The sequence below is a fragment of the Muriicola sp. genome (assembly GCF_049669965.1).
In the GTDB taxonomy this organism is placed as follows: Bacteria; Bacteroidota; Bacteroidia; order Flavobacteriales; family Flavobacteriaceae; genus Muriicola.
In genome coordinates this window covers 1-5,439 of sequence record NZ_JBATLB010000260.1, presented here as the reverse complement: position 1 = coordinate 5,439, position 5,439 = coordinate 1, and the positions used below count along the sequence as shown (strand labels likewise).

Below are 5,439 nucleotides of genomic sequence, written 5' to 3'. Positions count from 1 at the left end.
ATATACAAGTATTGGGATCTTTGCCTCTACCCTATCCGATAATCAGATCGTTGCCTTTCTTACAGCCCTTCTTATAGCCCTGGTTGCCTATTTGGGATTTCAGGCCATAGCGGGACTCTTTTTAGATGGTGGGTTTTCGCTGTTCCTTGAAAATATAGGCATGCAGGCCCATTATGAACGAATGGGCCGAGGTATTATAGATACCCGCGATGTGGTCTACTTTCTTTCGCTGGCTGCCTTTTTTCTTTTTCTTACCGTAACCCGTTTAAAACGAACTGTATAAAATGAGAAATGGTTTTCTAAAAAATAGTGCCTTGTGGCTTGGTAGTTTACTACTCATAAACTTTCTGGCATCATTTATTTACCTGCGCTTCGATCTTACGGAAGATCATAGATTTACGCTGTCGGAGACTACAACGCAAGTTCTACAGAAATTCGACGCTCCTGTAATTATCGATGTATTATTGGAGGGCGAGCTCCCTTCAGAATTCCAGCGTTTAAAAATAGAGACGGCCCAGCTCCTGGAAAATTTTTCCAATGAAAACCGGAACATCAAATACAGTTTTGAAGATCCGTTGGAAGATGCCTCACAAGCAGAGGCCACCCTGGCTCAACTTCAAAGTATTGGTTTAATCCCTGCAAACGTTACCACAGAAAATGAAGGGAAAGTATCTCAGGAACTGGTTTTCCCCTGGGCTATGGTTACTTATAAGGACAAAACGGTAAAAGTAGCACTCCTAAAAAATAAACTAGGAGCCAGTACAGCAGACAGGATCAACAATTCTGTCCAAAACCTCGAATACGCCTTTACAGATGCCTTTACCAAAGTAGGGATCAACCAGAAGAAACGTATTGCAGTCTTAAAGGGTAACGGGGAACTTCAGGATATTTATCTGGCGGACATTCTGGGTTCACTACGGGAATATTACAATATAGGAGCCATTACCTTAGATTCTGTTGAGCGTAATCCTCAGAGCGTCCTGGATCAGCTTAATACCTATGATCTGGCATTAATTGCAAAACCTACTATTGCCTTTAGTGAAGCTGAAAAGTATGTGCTCGATCAATTTATCGTAAACGGCGGGAAGTCGCTATGGCTGGTCGATCCGGTTGCCATGGAGCTAGACAGCCTTTTTAACGAACAAGGAGAGGCAATGGCCCTTACCAGGAATTTAAATCTTAACGATCTGTTCTTTAAATATGGCGTTCGATTCAATCCGGTGCTCGTAAACGATCTCTATTGCACCCAGATCGTTTTAGCCAATGGGGAAGCGAACAGTGCCGAGTACAATCCTCTCCCCTGGTATTATAATCCTATGGTGTTTTCAAAGAACAACCATCCTATAAACACCAATACGGAAGCTTTGAGATTTCAATTTACAGCTACCATAGATACCTTGAGTAACCCCTATAAAAAGACGGTACTGGCACAGAGTTCTCCCTTGTCAAAAACAGAAGCAATGCCCAAACGTATCAGCTTTGAATTCCTTAATTCGCCTCCGGATAAGGAGCAATTTACTGATGGAAATAAGCCCTTAGCGGTTTTAGTGGAAGGGACGTTCAGCTCTGCCTATAAAAATAGAGTGAAACCCATTGAATTAGAAGGCACAAAAGAGAACGGTCCGGAAAATAAGATGATCTTCATCGCAGACGGGGATCTGATCGCGAACCAATTGAGAAATAACAGGCCACTTGAATTGGGGTATGACAAATGGACAAATAACTTCTATGGGAACAAGGAATTCTTGCTGAATAGCGTCAATTACCTTCTTGATGATACCGGACTTATAAACATTCGAAATAAATCAGTGGCTATTCCTATGTTAGACGCAGAGAAAATAGCTTCACAAAAAACACGCTGGCAGTTCATTTCTATAGGGGTTCCCCTCGCTTTTGTGCTGCTTTTATCCATACTTTTTTCATGGTGGCGCAAGAGGCAGTATAGCAGATAGATGTTAATAAGTAAGTTTTACGGAAATAGACAATTAAGATATATTTGTTTTTAGATCCTTTGCGAAGGATTTTTCACAAATTATAGCCGTAAAGAAGGAAATAAGCGGTGGTTTAAGACTGTTTAGAGAAAGGTCAGAATCCAGTCACTTGTTTCTATGATAACCAAAAAACAGACATTGTGAAATTCATTGTATCGAGTACGTATTTATTAAAACAACTTCAGGTATTAGGAGGCGTCATCAACAGTAGTAATACACTACCCATACTAGATAATTTCTTATTTGAATTAAAGAAACGCAAACTCACCGTGTCTGCTTCAGACCTGGAAACCACCATGAGTGCTGTGTTGGAAGTAGAATCTGAAAATGAAGGGACCATAGCAGTTCCTGCCCGATTATTACTGGACACCTTAAAAACCTTTCCGGAGCAACCCCTGACCTTTGTGGTAGAGGATAATCATACGGTGGAAATCAGTTCAAATTACGGAAAGTATGCTCTGGCATATGCCGATGGGGCAGAATTTCCCAAGGCAGTAGAATTGGCCAGCCCAAGTTCTACCACCATCATGGGAGATATTCTGGCAACAGCTATCACAAAAACCATTTTTGCAGCAGGAAATGACGACCTAAGACCGGTAATGAGTGGGGTATTCTTTCAATTCTCTTCGGAGCATCTAACTTTTGTGGCCACAGATGCCCACAAATTGGTGAAATACAGACGAAATGATGTAAAGGCCTCAGAAGTTGCCGAGTTTATCATGCCTAAAAAACCGTTGAATTTATTAAAGGGTATTCTATCAGGGAGCGAAGAACAGGTAAAAGTAGAGTATAACGACAGTAATGCTAAATTCAGTTTTGACAATACAGAATTGATCTGTAGATTGATTGATGGGAAATATCCCAACTATGAAGCGGTTATTCCAAAGGAAAATCCAAACAAACTTACTATTTCAAGAAATCATTTCCTGAGTTCTGTACGAAGGGTTTCTATTTTTTCCAACAGAACCACTCATCAGATAAGACTTCGTATTGCGGGGGCAGAATTGAATATCTCTGCAGAAGACATTGACTATAGTAACAAGGCTGAAGAGCGGCTCACTTGTGCCTATCAGGGTGATGATATGCAGATCGGATTTAACTCCAGATTCTTGGTGGAAATGCTGGGAAATTTATCTTCAGAGGAAGTTTCACTTGAATTAAGCCTCCCCAACCGGGCCGGGATCCTTACTCCTATTGATGGACTGGATGAAGGGGAACATGTCACCATGCTGGTTATGCCGGTGATGTTGAATAATTAATAGACAATTTACACTATAAAAAATCCGGCCTTTGCCGGATTATGTTTTTTAGTTTCTCTACGAAATAAATCTAATGGTCATAAAATAACTGGGCTCTTCGCCGTTACTAGCTCTGACTGCGTTAACAATAGGCAGGACAAATCCTAGAACGACCACTCCAATGATTCCCAATATGCCCAAACCCAGTAATAGAATGGCGGGGATGCTAATTATAAAATACAGGATAAGGCTCAATTGAAAATTAATGATCGCCTTCCCGTGTTCATCCATCCCTTCAACGCGGTCCTTGGAGGATAGCCAAATGATCAGGGGGGTGATGAGGCCGCCAAACCCTATGACATACGATAAAAGTTGCGTTAAATGAGTGATGACAAGTAATTGCCGGTCCACTCGTAAAGCTGATTGATTGATGATTTCCATGTTACAAGTTTTTTGATTTCACTATATAGGTAGTCAAATCAATTAAAATGTTACACCTTTAAGTAAGTAAAACTAAGAACCCCTTCCCTACTTCTTTTTTTCCAATTTTTTGAGTCGAGCCTCATCCTTCACTATACGGGCTTCCAGTCTTTGGATCTTGTCATTGAGATTCTCTATATCCTTGGGTGATAGTTTCCCTTTGGCGCCATCCTCTTCAAGTTTCTCTTTAAGATTAACAATACGATTTCCATCTCTGTCAATCGATCTTTTAGTACTGCGGATGTCATCTTTTAATCTCTTGGCCTCTTTGGCTTCTTTCTCTTCTTTTTTCTGAGCCTTTTCTGCTTTTTCGGCCTCTTTTTGAGCTTTTTCAACCTTTTGTTGAACTTCCTTCATTTGCTGGATTTGCTCCTCTGTCATAACCGGAGTTGTATTCTCCTGGGTATATCCCCTTGTGATCCCTATAAGACATATAAAGATTGCTAAATAAACTATTTGCTTTATCATTTGAAAAGTATTTATAATCGGTATTTCTTAAGATACAAATTTTGTCGTATCCCTGTACTGGTCTAATGAAATAAATAAATGATTTTAAATTCCATATAATCATATTTAGACTGGGAATAAATTCTACTCGTTAAAATGGATAAAATAATGCTGATTCATAGGGTTCTTACGCAGTGCCTCCTTTGCCCGAAAATGCTGATCTTTAAATTCAGTTATTCGTGTTCCTTTGCATATACCGTACGAATAATGATAGCGTAGGATCTCCATATCCGCTTGGGATGGTCTTTCATTTGCCAAATAACCACAGGTAGAGAGATAACTATCACATGGAAGAGTATTTTGAGTAATAAAATATCCTAAGGATAAAAAGAATCGCCAGAGCATAATACGATTAACAAGATCTGGATTTTGATAATGATCGGTATCTACCTTTAGGTATCCTTGATTAATCTTACCATATTTCCATAAAATATAATAGCCTTCTTTCGTATTCGAAAGTTTATCTAAATACTCTTCTGGATACTTTCTATTGGTATGGTAAACCAAATAATTTGATTGCTCCCGAGAAGTAACGAAAGTTATATTCAAGGAATCTACTTCTTTTGACAATTGCTGAGCAAATTTTTTAAAGGCCTTTGTGCTTCCAGAAGTAACTGAACTGTCAATATAAATTTTTAAAGGCTTTTTCCAATAACGCATTCGATAGGTATTAAGCGAATCTTCGGAAGCCGACATATTATAGACTATTTCCATGTATTGTTTAAGAAAGGATTCACTTTTAGGTTCATACGGAACACTTATACCACCTTCGCGCAGAGGAGCCTGTTGTAAGAAATCCTCTTTATTAGACAACCAAATAGTGTCATTCCCTTTTATTATTGACCATAGTGTATCCTTTCTTAAAACACCTGGAGGAGATTGACCTAAAGAATCTTTAGAGAATTTGTGAAAAGATTTTCTCTTTGAAGCCAGAGAATCGATATCCTGTGCAGAAATAAAACCTACAGACATTAAAAGAAAGCAAAGTAGGCAAGTTCTCATTTAATAGTATTTTTGCTCAAGATACTACGAAAGATTTTTTCTTCAAAGTAATGCTATACCACTAATGAACAATACAGAAATGGATACCATCATTGCATTAGCCACCCCATCCGGGGCAGGCGCCATTGCCGTAATACGCGTATCAGGAGAAAAAGCGATCCCTATTTGCTCCTCCGTTTTTCAGTCGGTAAGCGGGAAAGATCTGTCGGCTGTTCCAAGTC

General features: G+C 39.4%; 6 protein-coding genes and 1 pseudogene. 4 read left to right on the top strand and 3 right to left on the bottom strand.

Features of this window, described 5'->3' with window-relative positions; all coding sequences use genetic code 11:
• The 3 genes and pseudogenes from WBM49_RS13120 to dnaN form a co-directional block, all read left to right on the top strand.
• Window positions 1–283 (top strand): annotated as a pseudogene (locus WBM49_RS13120) (gliding motility-associated ABC transporter permease subunit GldF); the annotation flags it as partial.
• Window position 284: 1 nt separating this feature from the next.
• Window positions 285–1,952, top strand: a complete 1,668-nt coding sequence (gene gldG, locus WBM49_RS13115) for a gliding motility-associated ABC transporter substrate-binding protein GldG (RefSeq protein ID WP_424372502.1) — start codon at window positions 285–287, stop codon at window positions 1,950–1,952.
• 179 nt (window positions 1,953–2,131) lie between these two features.
• Window positions 2,132–3,250 (top strand): DNA polymerase III subunit beta, encoded by a 1,119-nt coding sequence (dnaN, locus tag WBM49_RS13110; RefSeq protein ID WP_424372501.1) that lies wholly within the window; start codon window positions 2,132–2,134, stop codon window positions 3,248–3,250.
• 57 nt (window positions 3,251–3,307) lie between these two features.
• On the opposite strand, the gene WBM49_RS13105 is transcribed toward dnaN, so the two are convergent.
• The 3 genes from WBM49_RS13105 to WBM49_RS13095 form a co-directional block, all read right to left on the bottom strand.
• A complete protein-coding gene (locus tag WBM49_RS13105; RefSeq protein ID WP_424372500.1) occupies window positions 3,308–3,670 on the bottom strand; it encodes a DUF4870 domain-containing protein in 363 nt (120 codons plus the stop codon).
• Between the two features lie 87 nt (window positions 3,671–3,757).
• Window positions 3,758–4,177 carry a hypothetical protein gene (locus WBM49_RS13100; RefSeq protein WP_424372499.1) on the bottom strand — a complete coding sequence of 140 codons (420 nt, stop codon included), beginning with the start codon at window positions 4,175–4,177 and terminating at the stop codon, window positions 3,758–3,760.
• Between the two features lie 123 nt (window positions 4,178–4,300).
• Window positions 4,301–5,218 (bottom strand): hypothetical protein, encoded by a 918-nt coding sequence (locus WBM49_RS13095; protein WP_424372498.1) that lies wholly within the window; start codon window positions 5,216–5,218, stop codon window positions 4,301–4,303.
• A 64-nt stretch (window positions 5,219–5,282) separates the two neighbouring features.
• Between WBM49_RS13095 and WBM49_RS13090 the strand changes: the two genes are divergently transcribed.
• On the top strand, window positions 5,283–5,439 hold a 157-nt coding region (locus WBM49_RS13090; RefSeq protein WP_424372503.1), incomplete at its 3' end, for a hypothetical protein.

Bases quoted from the DNA above. Each gene is read 5' to 3' on its own strand.
- WBM49_RS13100 (WP_424372499.1), bottom strand. From the start codon at position 4,177: ATGATAAAGCAAATAGTTTATTTAGCAATCTTTATATGTCTTATAGGG.
- WBM49_RS13105 (WP_424372500.1), bottom strand. From the start codon at position 3,670: ATGGAAATCATCAATCAATCAGCTTTACGAGTGGACCGGCAATTACTT.
- WBM49_RS13095 (WP_424372498.1), bottom strand. From the start codon at position 5,218: ATGAGAACTTGCCTACTTTGCTTTCTTTTAATGTCTGTAGGTTTTATT.
- gldG (WP_424372502.1), top strand. From the start codon at position 285: ATGAGAAATGGTTTTCTAAAAAATAGTGCCTTGTGGCTTGGTAGTTTA.